At 41.3% G+C, this 22,741-nt stretch carries 22 protein-coding genes; 6 read left to right on the top strand and 16 right to left on the bottom strand.

Going from position 1 to position 22,741, the window contains the following annotated elements:
- Positions 1 to 114 precede the first annotated feature (114 nt).
- The 4 genes from DACSA_RS15215 to menB form a co-directional block, all read right to left on the bottom strand.
- Entirely contained in the window at positions 115 to 693 is a 579-nt protein-coding gene (locus DACSA_RS15215) for a Uma2 family endonuclease (protein WP_015230601.1), read from the bottom strand.
- Between the two features lie 215 nt (positions 694 to 908).
- Complete coding sequence (locus tag DACSA_RS15210) at positions 909 to 3,113, bottom strand: alpha-amylase/alpha-mannosidase (RefSeq protein WP_015230600.1); 2,205 nt, start codon at positions 3,111 to 3,113, stop codon at positions 909 to 911.
- 105 nt (positions 3,114 to 3,218) lie between these two features.
- On the bottom strand, positions 3,219 to 4,802 hold the full coding sequence (locus DACSA_RS15205) for an NAD(P)H-quinone oxidoreductase subunit N (protein ID WP_015230599.1): 1,584 nt from the start codon (positions 4,800 to 4,802) through the stop codon (positions 3,219 to 3,221).
- Between the two features lie 217 nt (positions 4,803 to 5,019).
- Positions 5,020 to 5,853, bottom strand: a complete 834-nt coding sequence (menB, locus tag DACSA_RS15200) for a 1,4-dihydroxy-2-naphthoyl-CoA synthase (protein ID WP_015230598.1) — start codon at positions 5,851 to 5,853, stop codon at positions 5,020 to 5,022.
- A 1,034-nt stretch (positions 5,854 to 6,887) separates the two neighbouring features.
- Between menB and DACSA_RS15195 the strand changes: the two genes are divergently transcribed.
- On the top strand, positions 6,888 to 7,391 hold the full coding sequence (locus tag DACSA_RS15195) for a DUF4149 domain-containing protein (protein WP_041235529.1): 504 nt from the start codon (positions 6,888 to 6,890) through the stop codon (positions 7,389 to 7,391).
- Positions 7,392 to 7,695: 304 nt separating this feature from the next.
- Here the strand turns inward: DACSA_RS15195 and DACSA_RS15190 are convergent, their stop codons facing one another.
- From DACSA_RS15190 to DACSA_RS15170, 5 genes are all read right to left on the bottom strand, one after another.
- A complete protein-coding gene (locus DACSA_RS15190) occupies positions 7,696 to 7,974 on the bottom strand; it encodes a TMEM165/GDT1 family protein (protein WP_015230596.1) in 279 nt (92 codons plus the stop codon).
- A gap of 7 nt (positions 7,975 to 7,981) precedes the next feature.
- Positions 7,982 to 8,314, bottom strand: coding sequence for a TMEM165/GDT1 family protein (locus DACSA_RS15185; RefSeq protein ID WP_015230595.1), 333 nt, complete (start codon positions 8,312 to 8,314; stop codon positions 7,982 to 7,984).
- A 33-nt stretch (positions 8,315 to 8,347) separates the two neighbouring features.
- On the bottom strand, positions 8,348 to 9,199 hold the full coding sequence (locus DACSA_RS22745) for a YkgJ family cysteine cluster protein (protein ID WP_015230594.1): 852 nt from the start codon (positions 9,197 to 9,199) through the stop codon (positions 8,348 to 8,350).
- Positions 9,200 to 9,207: 8 nt separating this feature from the next.
- Entirely contained in the window at positions 9,208 to 10,257 is a 1,050-nt protein-coding gene (locus DACSA_RS15175; protein WP_015230593.1) for a D-alanine--D-alanine ligase family protein, read from the bottom strand.
- A 101-nt stretch (positions 10,258 to 10,358) separates the two neighbouring features.
- A complete protein-coding gene (locus tag DACSA_RS15170) occupies positions 10,359 to 10,568 on the bottom strand; it encodes a DUF350 domain-containing protein (protein ID WP_015230592.1) in 210 nt (69 codons plus the stop codon).
- 57 nt (positions 10,569 to 10,625) lie between these two features.
- Between DACSA_RS15170 and DACSA_RS15165 the strand changes: the two genes are divergently transcribed.
- The 5 genes from DACSA_RS15165 (at position 10,626) to DACSA_RS15140 (ending at position 15,591) form a co-directional block, all read left to right on the top strand.
- Positions 10,626 to 11,363 carry a DUF4351 domain-containing protein gene (locus DACSA_RS15165; RefSeq protein WP_198007581.1) on the top strand — a complete coding sequence of 246 codons (738 nt, stop codon included), beginning with the start codon at positions 10,626 to 10,628 and terminating at the stop codon, positions 11,361 to 11,363.
- A 327-nt stretch (positions 11,364 to 11,690) separates the two neighbouring features.
- The gene (gene sodN / locus DACSA_RS15160; RefSeq protein WP_041235934.1) at positions 11,691 to 12,161 is read left to right on the top strand and encodes a superoxide dismutase, Ni; all 471 of its coding nucleotides are present in this window, start codon (positions 11,691 to 11,693) and stop codon (positions 12,159 to 12,161) included.
- Between the two features lie 119 nt (positions 12,162 to 12,280).
- Entirely contained in the window at positions 12,281 to 13,003 is a 723-nt protein-coding gene (locus tag DACSA_RS15155; protein WP_015230590.1) for an aminotransferase class IV, read from the top strand.
- 413 nt (positions 13,004 to 13,416) lie between these two features.
- Positions 13,417 to 14,649 (top strand): ABC transporter substrate-binding protein, encoded by a 1,233-nt coding sequence (locus DACSA_RS15145; protein ID WP_232225104.1) that lies wholly within the window; start codon positions 13,417 to 13,419, stop codon positions 14,647 to 14,649.
- A gap of 12 nt (positions 14,650 to 14,661) precedes the next feature.
- The gene (locus DACSA_RS15140; protein ID WP_015230587.1) at positions 14,662 to 15,591 is read left to right on the top strand and encodes a S66 peptidase family protein; all 930 of its coding nucleotides are present in this window, start codon (positions 14,662 to 14,664) and stop codon (positions 15,589 to 15,591) included.
- Positions 15,592 to 15,855: 264 nt separating this feature from the next.
- Here the strand turns inward: DACSA_RS15140 and DACSA_RS15135 are convergent, their stop codons facing one another.
- The 7 genes from DACSA_RS15135 to DACSA_RS15105 form a co-directional block, all read right to left on the bottom strand.
- Positions 15,856 to 16,800 carry a PstS family phosphate ABC transporter substrate-binding protein gene (locus tag DACSA_RS15135; protein ID WP_015230586.1) on the bottom strand — a complete coding sequence of 315 codons (945 nt, stop codon included), beginning with the start codon at positions 16,798 to 16,800 and terminating at the stop codon, positions 15,856 to 15,858.
- Positions 16,801 to 16,980: 180 nt separating this feature from the next.
- Positions 16,981 to 17,253 (bottom strand): 50S ribosomal protein L27, encoded by a 273-nt coding sequence (gene rpmA / locus DACSA_RS15130; protein WP_015230585.1) that lies wholly within the window; start codon positions 17,251 to 17,253, stop codon positions 16,981 to 16,983.
- 35 nt (positions 17,254 to 17,288) lie between these two features.
- Positions 17,289 to 17,681, bottom strand: coding sequence for a 50S ribosomal protein L21 (rplU, locus tag DACSA_RS15125; RefSeq protein WP_015230584.1), 393 nt, complete (start codon positions 17,679 to 17,681; stop codon positions 17,289 to 17,291).
- A 108-nt stretch (positions 17,682 to 17,789) separates the two neighbouring features.
- Positions 17,790 to 18,497 (bottom strand): class I SAM-dependent methyltransferase, encoded by a 708-nt coding sequence (locus DACSA_RS15120; RefSeq protein ID WP_015230583.1) that lies wholly within the window; start codon positions 18,495 to 18,497, stop codon positions 17,790 to 17,792.
- Complete coding sequence (locus DACSA_RS15115) at positions 18,497 to 20,209, bottom strand: ABC transporter ATP-binding protein/permease (RefSeq protein ID WP_015230582.1); 1,713 nt, start codon at positions 20,207 to 20,209, stop codon at positions 18,497 to 18,499. Before DACSA_RS15115 ends, DACSA_RS15120 begins: the two co-directional genes overlap by 1 nt.
- Before the next feature lie 44 nt (positions 20,210 to 20,253).
- A complete protein-coding gene (locus DACSA_RS15110) occupies positions 20,254 to 21,567 on the bottom strand; it encodes a hypothetical protein (RefSeq protein ID WP_015230581.1) in 1,314 nt (437 codons plus the stop codon).
- Positions 21,568 to 21,840: 273 nt separating this feature from the next.
- Positions 21,841 to 22,614, bottom strand: a complete 774-nt coding sequence (locus tag DACSA_RS15105; RefSeq protein WP_015230580.1) for an HAD family hydrolase — start codon at positions 22,612 to 22,614, stop codon at positions 21,841 to 21,843.
- Between the last annotated feature and the right edge of the window lie 127 nt (positions 22,615 to 22,741).

Raw genomic sequence — 22,741 nt, 5'->3', positions numbered from 1 at the left:
AAAGTAGGTTGGGTAGAGACGTTCCATGGAACGTCTCCACGCGAAACCCAACACCCATTATAAGCAAGTACCCGAACCTTCTTTTACCCCCAGAAAGGTGGGAAAAGAAGGGGTTTATTGCCAAACGAGACTTAAATCTAAGCAGAAATCTTCTAAGATATTCTCCCCAGAAAGGGTTTTGGGATTGTCTAAAACTTCTTTCTCTTTTCCCTGACGGTAAATTTCTACTTGTTTTTCAGTGGGATTAATTAACCAAGCGAGTTTTACGCCATTTTCCACATACTCTTCTAATTTTGCTTGTAAAGTCGAGAGTCGATCGGTCGCTGACTTTAATTCTAAGATAAAATCTGGAGCAAGGTTCGGAAAAGTCTGTCGGGATTCTGCTGATAATTGTTCCCATCTTATCTGTTCAATCCACGCCACATCAGGAGAACGAATCGCGCCATTGGGAAGTTTAAAACCAGTGGAAGAATCAAAGACTTTTCCCTGCTTTTTCTCTCGATTCCAAATAATAAATTCACCAATCAGTTCAGCGTTTTTATTTCCCGTTTCCCCACCAGTCGGTGACATGATAATTAAGTTTCCTTGTGGACTTCTTTCTAGTTTTAATTCAGGATTAGCTTGGGAAAGTTGGCAGAATTGTTCATCATTTAGTGCTAGTATGGGAGCGGTTTTTAAGGTGTAAGAATACATAGCTATTATAAAATTTAGGAACACCAGCTACGGCTTACAGTTGGGTTTCGTTACCTCCATTTCCCCCCTTTCAAAGAGGGTTAGGGGGGATTGTAGAGACCAATTGGCGTTGGGTTTCGTTACCTCCATTTCCCCCCTTTCAAAGGGGGGTTAGGGGGGATTGTAGAGACCAATTGGCGTTGGGTTTCGTTACCTCCACCCAACCTACGTTTGACTTAAGGAATTTGTAAAACAATAAACTCTTTTTCAGGATAATAACTGCGAAATTGAGCGTGATCGCTAAACACAACAATAATATTCATAAAAATATCGGGAGACATTCCTAAATCTTCCCAGGGAACTGATAATTCTAAACATTCATTAAAGTGAAATTTGGCGCGAGTACGACGACCAAACCAGCGATTATTGTCTGTTGCTTCTTCTAACCAGACGATTTCTTCGACAATATTAATCCCTAAATGATGATGATAGAAATAATCAAGCGGGGGGTGTTGAGGAACATTCTGTAAGGGAAGGCGACTGTTTAATAAGGTAACACCTGGATAAAACCAAAATAGATGTAATTCTGGGGGTAAATTGGTTCCAGGTTGTCCTCCTTTTTTGAAGTCAAATCGAAAATAAAAGTTGAGATGATCTAAACCATACCATAGTCTTGTGATATCGCTATTTTGGTGCATTGCGCCACTGGTTGCAATATCGATTCTTCCTGCTTTATCCCAGTCTTGTTCGTCTGCTATACCGTCAATAAAAGGATGAATAAAACTTAAAGGGGGATGAGATTTTTTCCGTTGATGCGATTCTAGAGGCTGTTTTAATTCATGGGGAATGGGTAAGCTGAGAGATTGATAGATTTTAGCTAAATGATCTCGAAACAGTTGGTCAAAAATAGCGTCTTGATTGGAAGAATGTCCTTCCCCAAACCACCAAAACCAATCTGATCCTTCGGCGGCATATAATGCTTCATAAGCGTCGGGATTATTTTCGGGTGTGGCTTCGGGATGTTGGGCTAAGGTTTCTCTGGCGGCGGTTAATAAGTCCCAAGCGCGGTTTTTAATGGGATCACCGATCCAAGTGTTGAGATTACCATCAACCCATGATCCACTGTGGAGTTGTTCGCTGGGTAGGGTCGCAGTGGGGGGATACTGTTCGATAAATTCGGAGACGGTGACTAATTCAAGACCAGGATGGTCACTGAGGCGTTGATATAATGCTTCTAAGAAGGGTTTTCCGTCTTGTTGGTATTGTTCCCAACAGTTTTCTCCATCAAGGGCGATCGTCACTAACCAGGGCTGTTCGATCGGTTCTCCTAGACTAGCACCGATCGCGTCTAAATGCTGAATAAAATCATTTGCCGCCGCTTTGGGAGAGAGTTTACTGTAGGTAAAGCCAATTAAGTCGGATAAGCGATGATCTCGGAAAACAACGGCTAAATCACCGTGTTCAGTGGGGAGACGATAGGGACGATATAATAATTCTGGTGCGTAGAGAGTTCCCTGTTCGTTGCGGTGGAAAAAATGCTTGAGTGTCCAACCTAAAATCGCTTCATCGGAACAAAACCATTTAAAGCCAGCATCGGCGAGATGCGGGAGAATTTGAGGACTAATGGCAAGTTCTGAGGGCCAAATCCCTTGCGGTTGGGTTTCAAAGTGGGATTGATAAACCGCTTTTGCGTTTTCTAGGTGACGGGGAATATCTTCTTCCCATTGAAACCGATGTTGAGGAAGGGTGATCTCAGGAAGGGCGATCAATGTGATATTGGTATCAGCTAGTAGCGGGAGGATGGGATGAGTGTAAGGGCTAGTGATCAGTTCCAGTTGTCCGTTTTCTTGCATCCGCTTGTGTTGAGGGATAATCTGACGGATGATTTCCAGTTGTTTGGCGTAAATTTTTTGTCGATCGCGCAGGGTGAAGTTTTTGCCTTTTTCCAACCAAGCGGCAATTTCTGGATCACTCCAAAATAAGGGATCAATCCAAGCTAAATTGTGCCAAGCGAGGAGATCACTATAATCCTGTTGTGTCCAATGATGTAAACACCAAACCGCACCGTGATTTTTGCGTTGTTCGTAGAGTTGTCGGTAACGAGGATGGGGATCGATGAGGGTGCGATAATTTCCATCAAAAAAGTGATCGATGATATATTGACGTTTCGCTCGATCGAGGCGATTTTCTGGGGTTAAAGTGAGATTAAGATAAGGATCAAGCGCATTCCCCTTGCTATAATCTTCTAACTGACGAATCAGGGTGGGGACTAAATTAACCGTTTGATGGAGTTGAGGATAGCGCTGTAACAGCAGCATCAAATCGAGATAGTCTTTTGTGCCATGAAGTCGCACCCAAGGCAGATGATATTGTCCCGAAGCAGAATAGTAAAGCGGTTGATGCTGATGCCAAACAAAGGCGACGTAGAGAGGATAAGCCATACCAGCTTGATAATAAATGATTAAATCCTTATGTTGGGTTTTACCCTTGTTTGACCCAACATAAGTGAACTTTTTTCTAGGAAGAGACTGCCAGAACTAAGGCAGTTATTTGTCTAGAATAGCAGGTGCAGTGGGGTTGAGGGAAAGTTGATCTGATTCCGCTTTCGCTTCTTGTACACCAGAGACACCTTGCAAAAATTCTGTATTTTGCACAGACGCATTAGCAACGCTAAAGAGAGGATTCGACAAAATTCCAGCTAAAGAGGTGACAACCAGAGAAAAGACTAATCCCACTTGTAAAGGACGCATTCCTGGCAGATTCCAACGCAGTACAGGATAATTTTGAATCGCTTCTGACATTTCTTGTGGTTCTTTTACCACCATCATTTTGACGACGCGGATGTAGTAATAAATCGAGATCACGCTTGTCACCAGTCCCAAAATTACTAAACCATATAAACCAGCTTGCCAACCTGCCCAGAAGAGATAGATTTTACCGAAAAATCCAGCTAACGGCGGAATCCCACCGAGGGAAAGTAAGCAAATACTTAAACCGAGAGTGAGTAAGGGGTCTTTTTGATAAAGTCCCGCATAATCGGTGATTTGGTCGCTTCCCGTGCGGAGGGAGAAGAGAATCACCCCAGTAAAAGCACCGAGGTTCATAAATAAATATACCAGCAAGTAGAAAATCATACTGGCATATCCCGCTTCGGTGGCGGCAACCATGCCAATCATAACGAATCCTGCTTGTCCGATCGAGGAGTACGCCAGTAGCCGTTTCATGCTACTTTGAGCAAGAGCCACCGCGTTTCCTAAGATCATACTGAGAATCGCCAAAGCCGTAAAAATCAAACGCCACTGCGGTTGTTCGAGGGGGAACGCCACTACTAACAAACGAATGGCAAGGGCGAAGCCAGCAGCTTTTGAACCCACAGAAAGGAAAGCAACCACAGGCGTTGGTGATCCTTCATAAACATCAGGTGTCCATTGGTGGAAGGGAACAGCAGAGATTTTGAAGGCAATTCCCGCAATCATAAACACCAGCGCGATCGCCCCAGCCAGTTCGCCCCCTTCTGTTTGGGCTATACCAGCGGCAATTTTGGGTAAACTGGTTTCGCCTCCCGATAATCCGTAGAGTAGAGAAGAACCGTAGAGGAAAACGGCGGAACTGGCAGCCCCAATCAGGAGATATTTTAAGGCGGCTTCATTGGAACGAGAATCCCGTTTCATGTATCCCGTCATCAGGTAAGAGGAGATACTGAGGGTTTCTAAAGCGACAAAAATCATCACCAATTCATTCGCACCCGACAGGAACATCGCGCCGACGGTAGCGGTTAACAAAATGGTAATAAATTCTGAAAGCGCCGATCCAGTTTGCTCGACATACCGAATTGACATTAAAATTGTTACCGCAGTGGAAAGGGCGATGATGCTACGGAAAACAATGCTGAGATCATCGGCGCTAAAACTCCCTAAGAGGGCGATCGGGTTTTCGGTGTTCCATTGCAAATAAAGCACCGCGATCGAAGTGAGTAACCCACCAATTCCAATATAAGGCAGTACACGAGCGCCTTCACGTCCAACAATCAAATCACCCACTAAAACAATCAGAAGGGTAATGATGACAATGCCTTCGGGAAGAATTAACCCCGCGTTAAGTTGAGCAGAAACATTACTTGTAAAGTCCATAGAAGTCCATATAAAGCGACAGAGTTTAAAGGATGATTAGTACAGCGTACCAACATTCCATTGCAGTGACCAGTGACCAGTGACCAGTGATCAGTAAATTAATAAGTGATCGAGCATTTACTGTTACTAATTAAGTTTGAGAACTACTGGTAACTGGTAACTGCTTAACTGGTCACTGATTGTTGTTGGGTTTCGTTTCCTCCACCCAACCGACAAGTTAAGGTAACCAAGGATAATCTCGGAAATTAGGCTTTCGTTTTTCTAGAAACGCCTGTTTGCCCTCACTTCCTTCTTCTGTCATGTAATATAACAAAGTGGCATTGCCAGCCAGTTCTTGTAATCCCATTTGCCCATCACAGTCAGCATTAAACGCCGCTTTCAAACAACGAATGGCAGTCGGACTTTTTTCTAAAATCTCGTTCGCCCAATTGATTCCTTCTGCTTCCAATTGTTCCACTGGCACGACAGTATTGACTAACCCCATCTCTAATGCGTCTTGGGCTGTGTATTGACGACACAAAAACCAGATTTCCCTTGCTTTTTTCTGCCCCACAATTCGCGCTAAATAACTTGCCCCAAAGCCACCGTCAAAACTACCAACTTTTGGTCCCGTTTGCCCGAAAATTGCATTGTCCGCCGCGATCGTTAAATCACAAATTAAATGTAAAACATGACCGCCACCAATGGCATAACCAGCAACTAAAGCAATGACAACCTTCGGCAAAGAACGAACGGCGCGTTGTAAATCTAACACATTTAGACGCGGTGTTCCTTCATCGTCGATATATCCTGCTTTCCCCCGAATACTTTGATCACCACCAGAACAAAAGGCATATTTCCCATCTGTATGAGGTCCCGCGCCAGTTAATAAAACCACTCCAATGCTTGTGTCTTCTCTAATTCGCGCGATCGCGTCATACAGTTCAAAAACCGTTTTCGGGCGAAACGCATTGCGTTTGTCAGGGCGATTAATGGTTAGTTTAGCGATACCATCTCCCTGTTCATAAATGATGTCTTCGTATTCTTTAACCTTTTGCCAGTTGCTTGTCATCTGTTAATTTCTATATCCTGTTTTCGATCGAATTTATAACAATGATCAATGATTTGTAAATATGCACGCCCCCCAACCCCCCAACTTTGGGGGGCTTCCATAATCAACTTTTTACAAATGATATAGAACTGCTATAACAATGATCAATGATTTGTGAATATGCACGCCCCCCAACCCCCCAACTTTGGGGGGCTTCCATAATCAACTTTTTACAAATGATATAGAACTGCTATAACAATGATCAATGATTTGTAAATATGCACGCCCCCCAACCCCCCAACTTTGGCAGGGCTGTTTCATTCTCGGGGTCAAAATTGAATGCGATCGCCTGAACCCCTTATTGTACGTTCGATCGAACGCTTTTTCTTACTTTTTGACTTATTCATAAGAAAAAAGCCGTAAAACCCCGGTTATTCCTAACATCTGGAACAAGCAAAAAAATAGAATGAAACAGCCCTGCCCAACTTTGGGGGGCTTCCATAATCAACTTTTTACAAATGATATAGAACTGCTATAACAATGATCAATGATTTGTAAATATGCACGCCCCCCAACCCCCCAACTTTGGGGGGCTTCCATAATCAACTTTTTACAAATGATATAGAACTGCTATAACAATGATCAATGATTTGTAAATATGCACGCCCCCCAACCCCCCAACTTTGGGGGGCTTCCATAATCAACTTTTTACAAATGATATAGAACTGCTATAACAATGATCAATGATTTGTAAAAAGTAGAAACTTTAAGCCCCCAGATTTTGGGGGTTTGGGGGCATTCCACTGTTTCCTAAACCTTAAGGAATGATCAATGATTTGTAAAAAGTAGAAACTTTAAGCCCCCAGATTTGGGGGTTTGGGGGCATTCCACTGTTTCCTAAACCTTAAGGGTTGTCAGCAATCTTTTATTAAAGATACTTAATAATCCCGAAAACTTGTTTCAAACCTTAACAATAATTAAGAATTTTTCTTCCTCACTCTCTCCAAAAATCGTTATCCTAATAAATGGAATATTATTTAAAACATTTGAGAAAGATGAATACTATTTTTTATCAGAAACAAAATCCCACCCAATGGTCAGTGGTCGTTTTTGTCACCCTCTGTTTTTGGTTAAGTGCCAGTTTAATGTTAGATTTCGTAATTATTCCTTCCTTAATGCAAGCGGGAATGATGACTCAATCTGGTTTTGCTAGTGCTGGTTATGCAATGTTTGGTCTTTTTAATCATGTTGAGTTACTTTGTGCGGGAATTGTTTTAACAGGAGTTTTAGCTTTAAATAAAAATCATACTTTTTCTAAAACTCAGCAACAATGGTCAGTAATTTTGGGAGGATTATTATTACTGATTGCCCTGATTTGTAGTTATTTTCTTACACCACAAATGAGCGGTTTAGGATTAGATTTAAATTGGTTTGATTCAGGAAACTCAATGTCAGCAGCCATGATGGAGTTTCATGGCGCTTATTGGGGATTAGAATTAATGAAAATGATTACTGGTGGTATTTTGTTAGTTTGGAGTTTTCGCGCTTGGAAACCCTAGAAACTCTAGGGATCATGGTTGTGTTCTCCTCTAATTAGGGCTTGCTGTTGGGAAACTGAAAGTCTTACCAAATAAGGATTTGAGGCGATTCAGTTCAGATAAAAATGCAAGTTCATTGATTGTTCAATCGTCACGCACCTTGCATGCAAGCCTCTTGCTGATTGGTGTTGGGTTTCGTAAACTTCACCCAACCTACTTGCTTTTGCATGCAAGCCTCTTGCATGCAAGCCTTTTGCCTCTTGCCTAAGGCAACTTGCTTCTTGCCTTACTTAACCAACCAATGGACTTTTTCAGCAACCCCTAATTAATCGGTTTCTTCAAAGATTAATAACTTGAGAGCGAGTAAGGTAAACCCGATCGCAGCCATGGTTTTTAAAAGACGAGTGGGGAGAAGTTGCGCCACTCCTCCGCCTAACATTACGCCCAAAAAACTAGCGGTTAAAAGGGCTGCAATACAACCGAGAAAAACCGCAGTGGGAAATTTACTATTTCCCCCTAGGGCGATCGCTGCGAGTTGACTTTTATCACCAATTTCTGCCACAAATACGGTGATAAATGTTAATCCGAGTAATTGCCAATCCATAAAAATATTACGTTCCTTCTACGACATCTCCTAATAATAAAATCGCAATGACCAAAAGCAACGTTGCTACAATAATTTCTAGGCGTTGCGGTGACAATCTTTTTGCCAGCCATTGTCCTAATAATACCCCAATTAAACTCGTGGCAATTAAAGCCAATGCTGCCCCTAAAAATACCACAAATGGCGATTGAGATTCAGCACTAATTAAGAGAGTGGCTAACTGGGTTTTGTCTCCAATTTCTGCGAGAAAAATTGTGATAAATGTAGAAACAAAAACCGCAGAAAATCCCTTTTGAAAAAGACGATTTTGAGTTGATGCGCGATCGCACTGTTTAGTCACTGTTTCTGTATTCCCTCAAGGTTCTGATACATTTTACCCTGCTTCTTCTACTGTATCCAGATAGCGGATCATTTCCTCACTCTCTTCTCCATACATACTTGCAATATGTTCGCAACAGCACGCGATCGCAAACTCATCAAACTCCTGATTTTCTACCTCAAACATTCGCTTAAAATTTTCTGGAGTTACGCGACAAAATGACGGACGTTGTTCATAAATTCCACAAGTGCGAGTTTCCTTTTCATAATTAATACACCAACCATCTCCACCGACTAAACCATAATACTGTTCTAACTCTTCTGGGGAAAGATAATCGTCTAATTCAGGTCGTTCCGATGGGTTAAGATAGCAGCAAGCGCCGCAATTTTTCATACAAGACCAATTTGTCATTATAATTACTTTTTCTGAATTAACATTAAAGGATCGCCAATCGTTGTAATTTTCCAAGTGGGAGTATCCACATAGCGAGAAGAAACTAAAATTTGCTTTTCCTCCTCTAGAGTTAATGAAAACTAAATCATAACGCCAAGATTGAGACGTAATTTTTTGCCAAGTTTCTAAACTAGCCTCTGGTTGTTTAATCAATTTCACTTCTAATCCTTTCGCTTCCAAAAGCCTTTTTGCTTGTTCAAAATGATAGTTTTCCCAACTTGGTGTTCGTGGATAACTATCACACAAAAATGCTGTTTTTGCCTCTAGGAAAATCGCACACATAGCTTGATAAACCGATCGTTCTGGGCTACCATAAATCCAGCCTGCGATCGCGTAGCGTTTACCATTTTGATCCCTTCCTAAATCATCCAATTTTAAAAAAGGATTTTCATTGAGAGAAAACCCCAAGATCAGAACAACAAATAAAATGATAAAACGCCATCGTTGCCACATTTTCAAGATTACTGATGTCGTTGTAAGGCTAAGTGAATTAACCGATCAACCAACTGGGGAAAAGGAATACCAGTGGCTTCCCATAAACGAGGATACATACTGGTGGCGGTAAATCCCGGCAGCGTGTTGATCTCGTTAAGATAAACCTTTCCTGTTGCTTCCTCATAAAAGACATCCACACGCGCCAAACCCGCTGCATCAACGGTGACAAAGGCTTGTTTCGCGAGGTCTTGTACCTGTTTAAAGATTTTATCAGGAAGCGGGGCTGGAATGTAGAGTTTCGCTTCACCTGTGGTGTATTTCGTGGCGTAATCGTAAAAGTCGGAATTGTAGCTGATTTCTCCCACTACTGACGCTTGGGGATATTCGTTCCCTAAAATCGCACATTCGACTTCTCTGGCGATAATTCCCTGTTCGACGATGATGCGTCGATCGTAGTTGGCAGCTTCATCTAACGCCGTTTCCAGTTCCGATCGAGTTTTCGCTTTCGATATGCCCACCGATGACCCTAGATTAGCTGGTTTCACAAAACAAGGATAACCAATTTCCTCCTCCACTTCATCACATAGTTTAGGAAAAACACAAGGACTCGACCAGATTTTATCTCGTTTCACTTGTTTATACTTTACTTGAGGCAGTCCCGCCGCCGCAAACGCGGTTTTCATTGCTAACTTATCCATCCCTAAAGCTGAACCTAACACACCACTACCGACAAAAGGAACTTGCATTAGTTTTAGTAATCCTTGAATTGTTCCATCTTCCCCATTCGGACCATGTAAAATCGGAAACCAAACATCAACCTCACTCACTTCTGAGGGAAACTCCCATCGGTTTCCTGACGGTTGAAGCGTGGGAGGGGTTTGTTTTTCTAAAACCGTTTGCGCGGTTTCTCCTCCCTTCCAGATACCATTTTTCTGGATGTAAATTGGAATTAAATCATATTGGGGAGTGTTCTTCTCGGATTGAAAAGCCTGCGCGATCGCACTAGCAGAACGGATTGACACCTCATGTTCTCCAGAACACCCACCAAATAATAATCCAATTCGTAACTTACTCATAATGACACTAATTTACTTTTAATTTTAATCTCATAGCCTACCATACTCTCTGTTCTTCTACAGTTATCCTCTCCTCGATCGAATCATCACCTAAAGAAATTTTAAGTAACAATCACCGCCACAATAATTGCAGTTAGAGAGAGAATAAAAGCACCAACAAAAATCGCAGCTGCGGTGTTTCCCTGACGAATTTGAGATCGATAATCCGTTGGTGTTATAAAATCAAAGACGCGAAGCGCGGTAAACAGAATAATAAATCCTAAAACCGCCCATCCAATTGTTTCGATTATGGCTTCAATTAATACTCTCATCGTAAAAATAGCTCTCAATCTATTACATCAGGAGAAAAACACGAAGCGGATTTAGTGGTGAAAGCCAAGTTTCGGGGAAAAGATTCCTTCTTCTTGATTAATGTTGAACCTTACGCCGATAATCGAGGGGAAGTGGGACGAAAAATGTTCCAATACTTCGCTCGTTTATTTGAAAAACATCAGTTACCCGTGTATCCCATCGCTTTATTTTCTTATAGTGAACCCTTAAGACTCGAACCGGATGTGTATCGTGTAGAATTTCCCGATCGAACGGTCTTAGAATTTAAGTATCAAGTTGTACAATTAAATCGTTTGTATTGGCGAGACTTTCTAGAACGATCGAATCCAGTGGTGAGTGCGTTAATGTCAAAAATGAGGATTCGCCCTGAAGAAAGACCGAAAGTGAAAGCGGAATGTTTGCGTCTTCTGGCAACCTTAAAACTCAATCCCGCCAAGATGCAATTAATTTCTGGGTTTGTCGATACATATTTACGATTAAATCAAGAAGAACAAAGAGTTTTTGAAGAAAAAATTACGGAATTTCAACCAGAACAAAAGGAGGGAGTTATGGAAATTGTCACCAGTTGGATGGAACAGGGAATTGAACGAGGACAAAAAAGAGAGGCTCTGAGTTTAATTTCTCGTTTACTTTCTCGAAGAGTGGGAGTAATTTCCCCAGAATTAGAGAGTCAAATTCAAGAACTTTCCTTAACGGAATTAGAAACGTTAGCGGAAGACTTGTTAGATTTCAATTCCGTTGAAGATTTACAACAATGGTTAGTCAGGGAACGTTAATGATGACCTCTGGAATTGACCACGATCAACTCTACGACTAATTTAGTAGGGTGGGCAATGCCCACCCTACTCTACTTTTCCAAAATGGTATAGCAATCCCAAATCATTTGTAAAAAATTGATTTATGAAAGCCCCCAGTATTGGGGGTTTGGGGGCAAAACAATTTACGAATCACCTAGTATTGCTATATTAATTCTCTGTTGTTCTATGTCGTGAGAGGGGAATTAGGGAAAAAGTCTTTATCCCCCCTAGGAGGATAGTCGCTCTTGTTTTATGATGGTGGTAAATGCTTACAAAGAACAGAAAACTAAAGCACTCATAAAAATTATGTTGAAGCAAATTACTACAACCCTGAAAAACTTACTACCAGCAGAAGACGTACACGCACACTGCGACGGTCCCTGTGGCGTTTATGATCCTTCTTCCGCTCGTGTCGCAGCCGAAGCGGTACTTTCAATGACGAAAAAGCTCATTGATTTAGAACCCAAAGACAACAGCAAAGAAGCACAAATTGCTTATCAAAACACTTTCTCTCGCTTTGTTCAGATTAAAGAAGAACAAGCACAAATTGCGAAGGAAGAATTATTGATTCTTTGGACAGACTACTTCAAAGAGAAGCATTTACAACAGTATCCAGACCTTCACACGACTTTCTGGAAAGCGGCGAAGCTCTGTTCTGCTTGCAAAATGGAAGTTAACCAGCAACACGCACAAGAATTAATGGACACTGTGCAAAAAATCCACAATATGTTCTGGGAGTCCAAAGAACGCGATATTCCTTGGTATCAAGCCAGCTAAGTTAATCTCAAGGGGTTAATTTCTATCTGATAGGGGCGAAATCGTTCGCCCCATTTTTTGTAATACCATTTCTAAAGAGTTATCCCCCCAACCCCCCTTTGAAAGGGGGGCTATCATTAATGATTTATTGGTACGATGGTCGAATCTTTACCCGTGAAACGATTTCTCTCCCGATTAGTGATCCAGCGTTGCTTTATGGTGCAACGGTTTTTACGACTTTACGGGTTTATGAACAAAATTTAGATCATAGTCTCACTCAATGGGCTGATCATTGTCAACGTCTGTCACGCTCGATCGATGCTTTTCATTGGAAACAGCCGCACTGGCAACAAGTGCGCGAAGGAGCAGAAAACTTAAGTCAGCATTTTCCAGTTTTGCGAGTGACTCTCTTTCCCGATGGGCGAGAATGGATTACAGGGCGCAATTTACCCCCCGGTTTAGCCCAACGACAAGAGAAGGGAATTATTGCTTGGTTAGCCAACGAGGAAAGATTCCGCCGTAGTTTTCCCACTCATAAAACGGGAAATTATTTAAGTAGTTGGTTAGCTTTACAAACTGCGAAAGAAAAGGGGGCGCAAGAGGCGATTTTAGTGGATGAAAAGGGTAATTGGTTAGAAACCAGTACGGGGAATTTATGGGGCTGGAAAGAGGGAATTTGGTGGACTCCATTGGTGAATCAGGCTTTATCTGGAATCGCTCGATCGCGCTTGATTTCACAATTAAAATGGCAAAAAATCCCTGTCCAAGAAACGGTTTGGACACCAGAATTTGTGAACAGTTTACAAGCACTCGGTTATAGTAATTGTGTTGTACAAGTTGTTCCCATTCATACTGTCATCTAAAATTGTAAATTGTTTCGCCCCATCTCCCCCATCTCCCCCATCTCCCTTGTCTCCCCCCATCTCCCTTGTCTCCCCCATCTCCCTTGTCTCCCCCATCTCCCTTGTCTCCCTACCTCCCTTAATCCCCATGACAACTCATAAAACTGTTTTCTCTTTCATTGCTTCTAAAATTAACCTAATATTTGATCCCCCCCAACCCCCCTTAAATAAGGGGGGGAGAGGTAATTCTCATTTCTGATTCACCCCAACCCCTTTTAAATAAGGGGGGAGAGGTAATTATCATTTCTGATTCACCCCAACCCCCCTTAAATAAGGGGGGAGAGGTAATTATCATTTCTGATTCACCCCAACCCCTTTTAAAGAAGAGGGGAGGCGTAATTCTCATTAATCTGATTGCCTTAATCATCAGTTTATTGATTACCAGTTGTAGCGCTGTTAATAATACAAATCCTGACCCCAATATTACTAAATTAACCCTTTGGCATGGCATTAATCCCCCTGCTAATCGAGAGGTATTTCAAGACTTAGTAAATGATTTTAACCAAACTCATCAAGACGTTGAATTAGAAGCGATTTATATTGGTCAACCTGACGGACAATTACCGAAAATTTTAACAGCCGTTGTGGGAGATGTTCCTCCCGATATGCTTTGGTTTGTGCCACAATTAACGGGTCAATTAGTTGCCTTAGATGCGATTCGTCCTTTAGATGATTGGCTCGATCGATCCCCATTAAAAGAGGAAATTGATCCGATTTTATTGGAAAGCATGGAATTAAACGATCGCATTTGGTCGATTCCTTTTGCTACTAATAACGCTGGCATCTTTTATCGTCCTTCTTTGTTTGAAAAAGCGGGAATTGAACGCACTCCCGAAACTTGGGAAGAGTTAGAAGCAACTGCCGAAAAATTAACTCAAGATTTTGATCAGGATGGTTTAATTGACCAATATGGAATGTTTTTATCGTTAGGAAAAGGAGAGTGGACTGTGTTCACTTGGCTTCCTTTTGTTTACAGTGCTAAGGGGGAATTATTAAACCAAAATCAACAGCCTAATTTAGTTAATGAAGGGACAATTGCTGCTTTAAATTTTGGGGCAAATTTAGTTAATAAAAATTGGGCAACTTTATCAGCACCAGAAAGAGGATATGAGTTAGATAATTTTTTGTCAGGACGCGCGGCGATGCAAGTGACAGGACCCTGGACGTTGGGACAATTACAGGGAATGGATATTGATTATGATGTGTTTCCCTTTCCCCAAAAAGCGCAATCAGCGGCGGTTGTTGGTGGGGAAAATTTATTTGTTTTTAAGACGAATTCTGAACGAGAAAAAGCCTGTTTTCAATTTTTAGAATATGTTTTAAGCGAGAAGTTTCAGACAGAATGGGCGCTAAGGACGGGTTATTTGCCGATTAATGTTAAGTCTCAAAACAGTGAAAAGTATCAGCAATTTGTAGAAGACAATCCAGTTTTAGAGGTATTTTTAGAACAGATGAAGGTGGCGAAAGTTCGTCCGATTATTGCTAATTACAGCCGTTTATCTGAAAATTTTGGGCGGGCGATCGAAGCGAGTTTATTAGATAAGAAAACGCCAGAACAAGCCTTGAAAGAGTCTCAAAACCGATTAGAATTAGTATTCCAAGATTAAAGTATTGTCAGCATGAAAAACGCTTTACTCACTCCTCCTCTGTTAAAACCCAACGATACAGTTGCGGTGATTTCTCCCAGTGGCGCATTACGAGAAAAAGAAGTCCTAGAAAAAGGATTACAAATCTGGCGCGATCGAGGCTACAAGTTACAACTAATCACTCCCGACCACCAAGAAGGCTATCTCGCGGGAAGTGATCAACAACGCCGTCACGCCCTCCGCGAAGCATGGACGAATCCCAACTATCAAGGAATTATTTGCACTCGTGGCGGTTATGGGAGTATGCGTTTATTGGAAAAATGGTCTTGGGAGATGTCCTCGCCGCCAAAATGGTTGCTGGGTTTTTCCGATATCACCGCCTTGCTGTGGAGTCTCTACCAGCAAGGGATTATGAGTTTACACGCCCCTGTTTTAACCACTCTTCCTCAAGAGTCATCGCAATCCATACAACGGCTATTTGACTATTTAGAAACGGGGAAATGGTCGCATTTAAAGGGAGAAGGTTGGGGCGGCGGAAAAGTTACAGGAAGACTGTTGCCAGCGAATTTAACGGTTGCCACTCATCTGTTAGGAACATCACTACAACCGCATTTAGAAGGAACAATTCTCGCTCTCGAAGATGTTACCGAGTTTCCCTACCGCATCGATCGAATGCTCACCCAATGGCGACTTTCTGGCGTTCTGGCAAAAATTGGCGGTTTAGCCTTGGGGCGGTTTAGTCGTTGCGAAGCCCCCTCTGGAAGTGCAAGTTGGACGGTTGAGGAGGTATTGCGCGATCGAACGTCTGATTTAAATTGCCCGATCGTCTCCAACTTACCGTTTGGACATGATGGGGTTAACTTTGTTTTACCCGTCGGAGAAACGGTAACTTTAGATGGTGATACAGGAGAACTAAAACCAGCTACAGTTCCCCCAAGATTGGGGGTTAGGGGGCTGACTTGATGGAAAAATTAGGAGTGATATCGAGTTCAGATAGTTACTTATAATTTGCGTTGGGTTTCACGTCGCTCTAAAACCAGCTACAGTTCCCCCAAGATTGGGGGTTAGGGGCTGACTTGATGGAAAAATTAGGAGTGATAGGGGGCTGACTTGATGGAAAAATTAGGAGTTAAGCAGCTGATTTGTGCAAATAATAAGGGCGATCGAGCGATCGCCCCCAAAACTAGATAGATTGAGTACAGGAAAAGTTGAACCTAACTCGTAACCTTAGCGAACTTTTGCTTTTTGATTGAGGTAGCCCCGACGAGTAAGAGGAACATAACCAATTTCATTGACAATGGGGGTAATTGTATCCGCACTGAGCATATACTCAACATACGTTTCCACTTCTGGTTTTTCCATTGCGGATTTTTTCACGTAAACGAATAGGGGACGCGATAAAGGAGCATAATTTCCACTTTCAATGGTTTGCTGACTAGGCTTAACAGGGCCATCACCATTATCAATGCCCACTGCTTTTAGCGTATCTTGGTTCTCAACATAGTAAGCATAACCAAAGTAGCCGAGAGCATTTCTATCTCTTTCGACACCAGTAACAAGAACGTTGTCATCTTCACTAGCAGTGTAGTCGCCTCGACTTGCACCCTCTTCGCCAACGATAACTTCTGTAAAGTAATCAAATGTACCAGAATCGGAGCCAGGACCGTATAAGCTCATTTCATCATTGGGCCAACTGGAGTTAACATCACTCCAACGAGTAACACTTCCCTGAGCATTAGGTTCCCAAATTGTTTGCAGTTGATCAACGGTCATGGCATCTACCCAGTTATTGTCTGGGTTAACAACAACAGTGATACCGTCAAACGCAACTTCTAATTCAACAAACTCGATACCATTGTTAGCACATCTCTCAGCTTCGGAGTCCTTAATCGGACGAGAGGCGTTTGAGATATCCGTTTCGCCGCGACAGAATTTTTCAAAACCACCGCCACTACCAGAAACCCCGACAACCACATTGTAAGGACTATTTTTTTGAAATTCTTCGGCAACCCCTTCTTGAATCGGGTAAACGGTGCTAGAACCGTCAATGGAAACGAGATTACCTTGAGAATGCACTTCAGAAACCGCTAAACCGAGGGTTGCAGCAGTGAAGGCGACTGCTCCCGCAATTGAAGCACGCTTTAAGGAAAACTTATTCTTAGCAACTACCATATTTCTATTAATTTGGTTAGATTTACATTGTCCAGCCTATAGGTTACTTGATGATGGTTAAGATATCTTTAAGTTTGTGTTATTGACCTATTAAAATTAGTCGTTCAAAACAAAAAAGAGGTCAATTTCTCTTGACCTCCTGATTAAAATTAATTTTCAACGTTTCAACGGGTGAAAAAACTAATTGGCTGCGACTTCTTCCACAGGACGAATGCTGACTTTACGACGGCTTTTTCCAAATCGATCGAACGTAACCACGCCATCAATTAAAGCAAATAAAGTGTCATCATTGCCACGACCAACATTTAAGCCCGGATGAATTTTTGTTCCCCGTTGACGCACTAAGATATTACCAGCGCGAACGGCTTGTCCGCCGTAACGTTTTACGCCTAACCGTTTTGAATTAGAATCTCTTCCGTTACGGGTGCTTCCTGTTCCTTTCTTATGAGCCATTTTTAATCCTCTCTTATCACTATCTTTTTACAATTCTACTCTGAAACCGTTTCTACCACTTCGGGAGTAACAGCTTCCGCGTCTGTGCTTTCTGCTTCTGCGATAACCGAACCGTTGACACTAATGGAATTAATCATCACACGAGTTAATTCTTGTCGGTGTCCCCGTTTTTTGCGATAGTTTTTCTTCGGTCGCATTTTGTAAACAATAACCTTACGTCCCCGTAAGTGACGCTGAATCGTTCCTTGTACCGTCGCCCCCTCGATGTAGGGTTGACCGACAGTTACTTCTCCGTCATTATTAATCAATAAGACTTTATCGAACGTATAATTTCCTTCTTCGTCCACGTGCAAACGGTTTAAGTCGTAAAAATAGCCAGGTTGGACTTTAATCTGAGTGCCGCTTGCTTCTACAATTGCATAAGTCATGGTTAATCCTTCATAAGTGCCGTACAGGTAGCGATCGAGTCGCTTTTGCTAATGTCTTACCTGATCCGAGCAGGAGACACAATATTCTATTGTACCTCGATTTTAGAACTAGCGCAACCCTCCAAACACCGCGATATTGTAGTATTTCCAAATAATGGCAGTTTGAGAAAAACCAGCATTTTTTAACATTGCCAGTTGCGTGTCAATGGTTGCTAATTGATCTTGGCTAGAATAGCCTTGAGTGTCACTTTTTCCGACTTTACTGCGTACTGTCTCTAAATCTAACCCCTGTTTTGCCGCCCAACGTTCACGAGATTGTTGATAAATTTCAGATAATTCTGAAAACTCTGGAAGCAGTGGATCAGCATTCCAAAACCTGCCGTTTGGCTTCAGAGAAGAGGCGATTTTTTCATAGAGTTTTCCTTTCATTTCATCGCTGAGATGATGAATCGCAAGAGACGAAATCACCGCATCAAAATTGTTACCAATATCCGCGTTCGGTTCATCATTTGCCCACGCCCCAAAATCTAATTGAATTGTCTTTAAACGATCTTGATGATCGCTTAATTTATCACTAATAAATTCAATCATGCGCGGCGAATAATCCACCGCGACTAATTGCGCTTCTGGACATTGTTTTAAGACTTTTATCGTTAGTTCTCCTGTGCCACAACCTAACTCTAAAATGGTTTTAGTTTCAGGGGGAACACACAGCGCGATCGCGTCTAACATTTCATCATAATAAGGCAAAAGTTGCCGAATATTCTGATCGAACTCTTTTGTTTCTGCAAAAACTTCACCTGGAAAAATCATCATTATTTCTGTAAATTGATTGGGTTAACCTGCCAAGATTGATCCTCAGCTAATTGTAAAACAATTTGGTGATATTTCTGTAACGTCGGACGATGTCCAACACTCACATAAGTTACCGCAATTGTTTGTAACTTCTCATAGAGAGATTCTTCGTTTTCCACATCTAAAGCACTGGTGGCTTCATCGAGTACCACATAACGCGGTTCATTAATTAAAATTCTAGCAAAGGCAACTCTTTGCTGTTCTCCCAAAGATAAAACATCTCCCCAATTCATTTCTACATTTAAACTGCCAAACCGTTCAATTAAATGAGGGAGATTCACCTGTTCTAAAATGTTAGCTAATTCTTCATTACTGAGATTACTTTCAGTTTGAGGGTAGATTAATTCTTCCCGTAAACTACCTAAAATCATGTAAGGACGTTGGGGTAAAAACAAAATTTCTGATAAAGGAGGACGAACAATTTTCCCACTTCCTGATTCCCATAACCCTGCGATCGCGCGGAGGAGAGAACTTTTACCACAACCACTCGCACCCATAATTAATAATCCTCCATTTTGTGGCACTTCCACTGTTAAATTTTGGACTAAAGTACGCTGATAGTTAGGGGTTTGTAGGGTTAAATTTTCCACTGCAATTTGTTCTTCATTCACCCTTTCGATAGTTGGATAATCGCTGATATAAGTCTGTTCTTTCTCTGCTTTAGCAAGATTAATATAGTTAGCAAAACTATAAATCCGATTAATTCCAGCGCCAAATTCGGTTAGAGATTGAAAACGACTAACTACTAAGTTTAAGGAAAAGAAAATCTGTAAAAAAGCACCTTGTGCTTCCGTTACTTTTCCCACTTCTAACTCTCCTGAAAAAACTCTTGGGGCTAAAATCAAAAAAGGAACAGCATAAGTAATTAACTGGTAACTGTTGGTAAAAGATTTTAAGCCTAAGTCTTGCCATAAAATCAAGCGTCTAAAATTATCAAAAACATCATCAAAACGAAACTTGACTTGACTTTCCTCTTGATTTTCTCCTTGATAAAACGCGATCGATTCTGCGTTTTCTCGAATCCGAACTAATCCAAAACGAAAGTTTGCTTCTCGCTTCAGTTGTTCAAAATTTAATCTTACTAAAGCACGACCAAACACTCCCACCGTAATTAATGTTCCAGCAATGGCGTAAATAAACAAAAAGATCACTAAAGGAAAAGAAATTGTCCAAAGTTGGCTACTAAATCCAATGACTTGAAATAGAGAAGAAATGGTCACTAATAAAAAGGTGAGTGAGTCTTGAGTAAAGGAACGAACATCTTGTGAAATTCGTTGATCAGGGTTATCAATATCGCCGTTAGAAGTTAATTTGTAATAGGCTCGATCGAGAAAATAGTTATCAAGAAAACGTCCCGTTAACCATCTGCGCCAAAATAATCCTAACAGATCAATTAAATAATTCGCACCAGCAAATAAAGGAATATAAGCAAGAATGACACCAAAATAAATCAGTAATCCACGCCAAAATTCATCCTCACTCATTTGGGAAAGCGCGGTAATTAAACTTCCCCGTTGCTGATTGAGGATAACACTTAAAACGGTATAGGTAACTAACATGAGGGTAATGATAGCGAGTAACCCTCTGGCTTTCCATTTTTCCTCACCAAACCAATATAGTCGCGCGATCGACCAAAAGCGTTTTAGTAATGTCAAATTAATTCGTTTTTGCATCTAGTTTGTTGTTTGTTACTTGTTATTTGTCATTTGTTGTTTGGTCACTGTTCACTGTTCAAACGGCGTTCCCAGTCTTCATCAATTTTATCGCTGCGCGTCGCTTCTTGATCGATTAAATCCTCTTCTGTAGAATAAGCGATTTCTTCTTCACTTAACACCCGATTTGAAGCGAATTTTTGTGCCTTTTCTAGTTTATTTTGTAACGTTCGATCGGGGCTGGTTAAAATTTGAGTACGTTGCGATCGACTTTCATTGCGAGAGGCAATTTTTTGATTCTTTTGTTGTATCCAGAAATAACGGATCAAAGGAATAATTAAATACCCGATCGCGTAAGTCAAAATAATCCCATAAATCCCATTCACAAAAGCAACTAAACCGCCCATTTGCGCCGCTAATTCCCCTGATAAAAGCGATCCTAACATCAACGCCAGAACTAAATTTGCGCCTCCTAAACCGATCGCAATCATTTTTTGGGTACTGGTGGCTTTGGTAAACCGCCATGATTTTTCTTGCAAATAAGACTCAACGGATTGTTTTCTTTTCTCAGTTGCAGTTACTTGTAACTCAGGAAAATAGTAAATGATATTTCCGTCTTCCGTCACTTCTGGAACACCATTAAACCGAGTTAAAACAGGTAACATATAATCTTCATCTTCCCAACTTTTCTGATCAATATTATCGAGATAGGGCGCAATTTGTTCTCCTACCACTGCGCCACCATTGTTACGAATAACCGCCCCAATTTCCTGCCAACGTTTTTCCTCTAATTTACCATTAGGATTACCATCACCAAATAGGAAAGAAAAGATCGCTTCTAGGAAACTCAATTCACTTTTTTGACGAGTGTTGCGTCTAGAAATCCGTTCCTCCTCTTCATCTTCATAATAGCCAGGAGAGAAAAACCAAAATAAATCGGGGCCAAACCAAAACGGGAAAAAGCCAAAGGAAAAACCGCCTCCTCCGCCATTATCAGCATCTCCCTCGTCGGAATTCATTTGCGCCCCAATTATAATTATAGAAATTGTAATTACGATGAGAATAATGGACGCAATTAAAACAATACCAAAAGAGATTCGGAGTAAGTAAAACAAAACCCCTGAAATTTTATCCCACCATTCTTTTAAGCGTAATCGGAAGTATTTATTGCGAAGAATACTGCGAAAGTTTTGAGGGAATAAATAAGTAATATCCCCAGTTTCACTGATTTGTAAATGTCCACCAGCATCCGCAGCCAAGGCGACTAATCCTTTTTGCGTTTCCTGTAGTTTTAAGCCAGTTTCTGCGGAAACATCGCCCACTGTAACGCGATAGTTGAGTTTTTCAATTGAGTTGGTAAGGAGAGGATTCGGAGTCATATTTATACCATCATTAATCAAGTTAAGTTACCTTCAATTCCCCCCTGAAAAAGGTTAGCTTATAATTTGTGTTGGGTTTCGCGTGGAGACGTTCCATGGAACGCCTCTACCCAACCTACTTTTAATCTGACAAAGGCAATTTACCTCTAATCCCCCCCTTTCAAAGGGGGGTTAGGGGGGATTAATTCACAATTCTTATGGGATTGCTATATTAATAAATTAACGTTAGATCACCCATATTTTAGCTTAAGCAATCTCACGGCAGTTTGTCCTCTACCAGAGGGAAAAATCTTGGTTAAATTGTTCTAAAGATAATATTCTAATCCCTTGATTTTTGCTTGCGATCGCGCGCGATCGAGCGGTATTATATCCCCAGTCTGCTAAAAATAAACCCACTGCTTCTAACCCCGAAAATTTTTGCACAGAAAGTAACGTTTTCAGACGATCTTCAACAAACCAGACTGTGGTTTCTGTTTTCATTAAACTCAGAAGTGTTTGGGTTTTCGGCTGTTGGTATTCCTTCCCAATGATCTGATCCGAAGGGAAATTAATTCCGTTTTTCTCTAAAAGTTTCCTTGCAAAACGTCCTTCTTTTGTGGTGATAATATAAATTTTTGTCGCGGTTGACTCTAATCGTTTCTTTAATGTTGGGAGAACATGGGGATAAAATTGATGATGGGCTAACCAGTCTTCGAGATGAGTTTCAAGCCATCGATCGCGTTTTTCATCTAATAATTGTGCGATTTCTGAAGACGTTAATCCTTCCCTTTCTAGCATTTTAGGAACAAGCGATGACCAGTTTTCCTCGATTTCCAAATCAGAAACCCCCTGTTGCATCGATCGCAGCAATAAAGGCATTTCCCAACCCGTCTCAATTACCGATCGTAACGCATAAAAACGCGGTCTGAGTGTCTCTAGATCAAGATCAGAACTTCCCCAAATCTCGGAATAAACGCGCCAACTACTCTCTAAATATTCGCCACGACCATCACACAAAACACCATCAAAATCTAAAGCGAGAATATGGGGAAATGTCGCATTAAACACGGGAACTCACCTCTACTTTTTTCCAACCTTGTTTTTAATTGACAAAAATTATAGCAATCAGTGATATAAAACTCTGCGATAACCTATTATGAGTATATCGAAGAAAAACCGAAAGAACTTCTAGAAC

The organism is Dactylococcopsis salina PCC 8305 (assembly GCF_000317615.1).
In the GTDB taxonomy this organism is placed as follows: Bacteria; Cyanobacteriota; Cyanobacteriia; order Cyanobacteriales; family Rubidibacteraceae; genus Halothece; species Halothece salina.
Note: the sequence above shows the minus strand (reverse complement) of the source record. Positions and strands in the feature narration are given on the sequence as shown.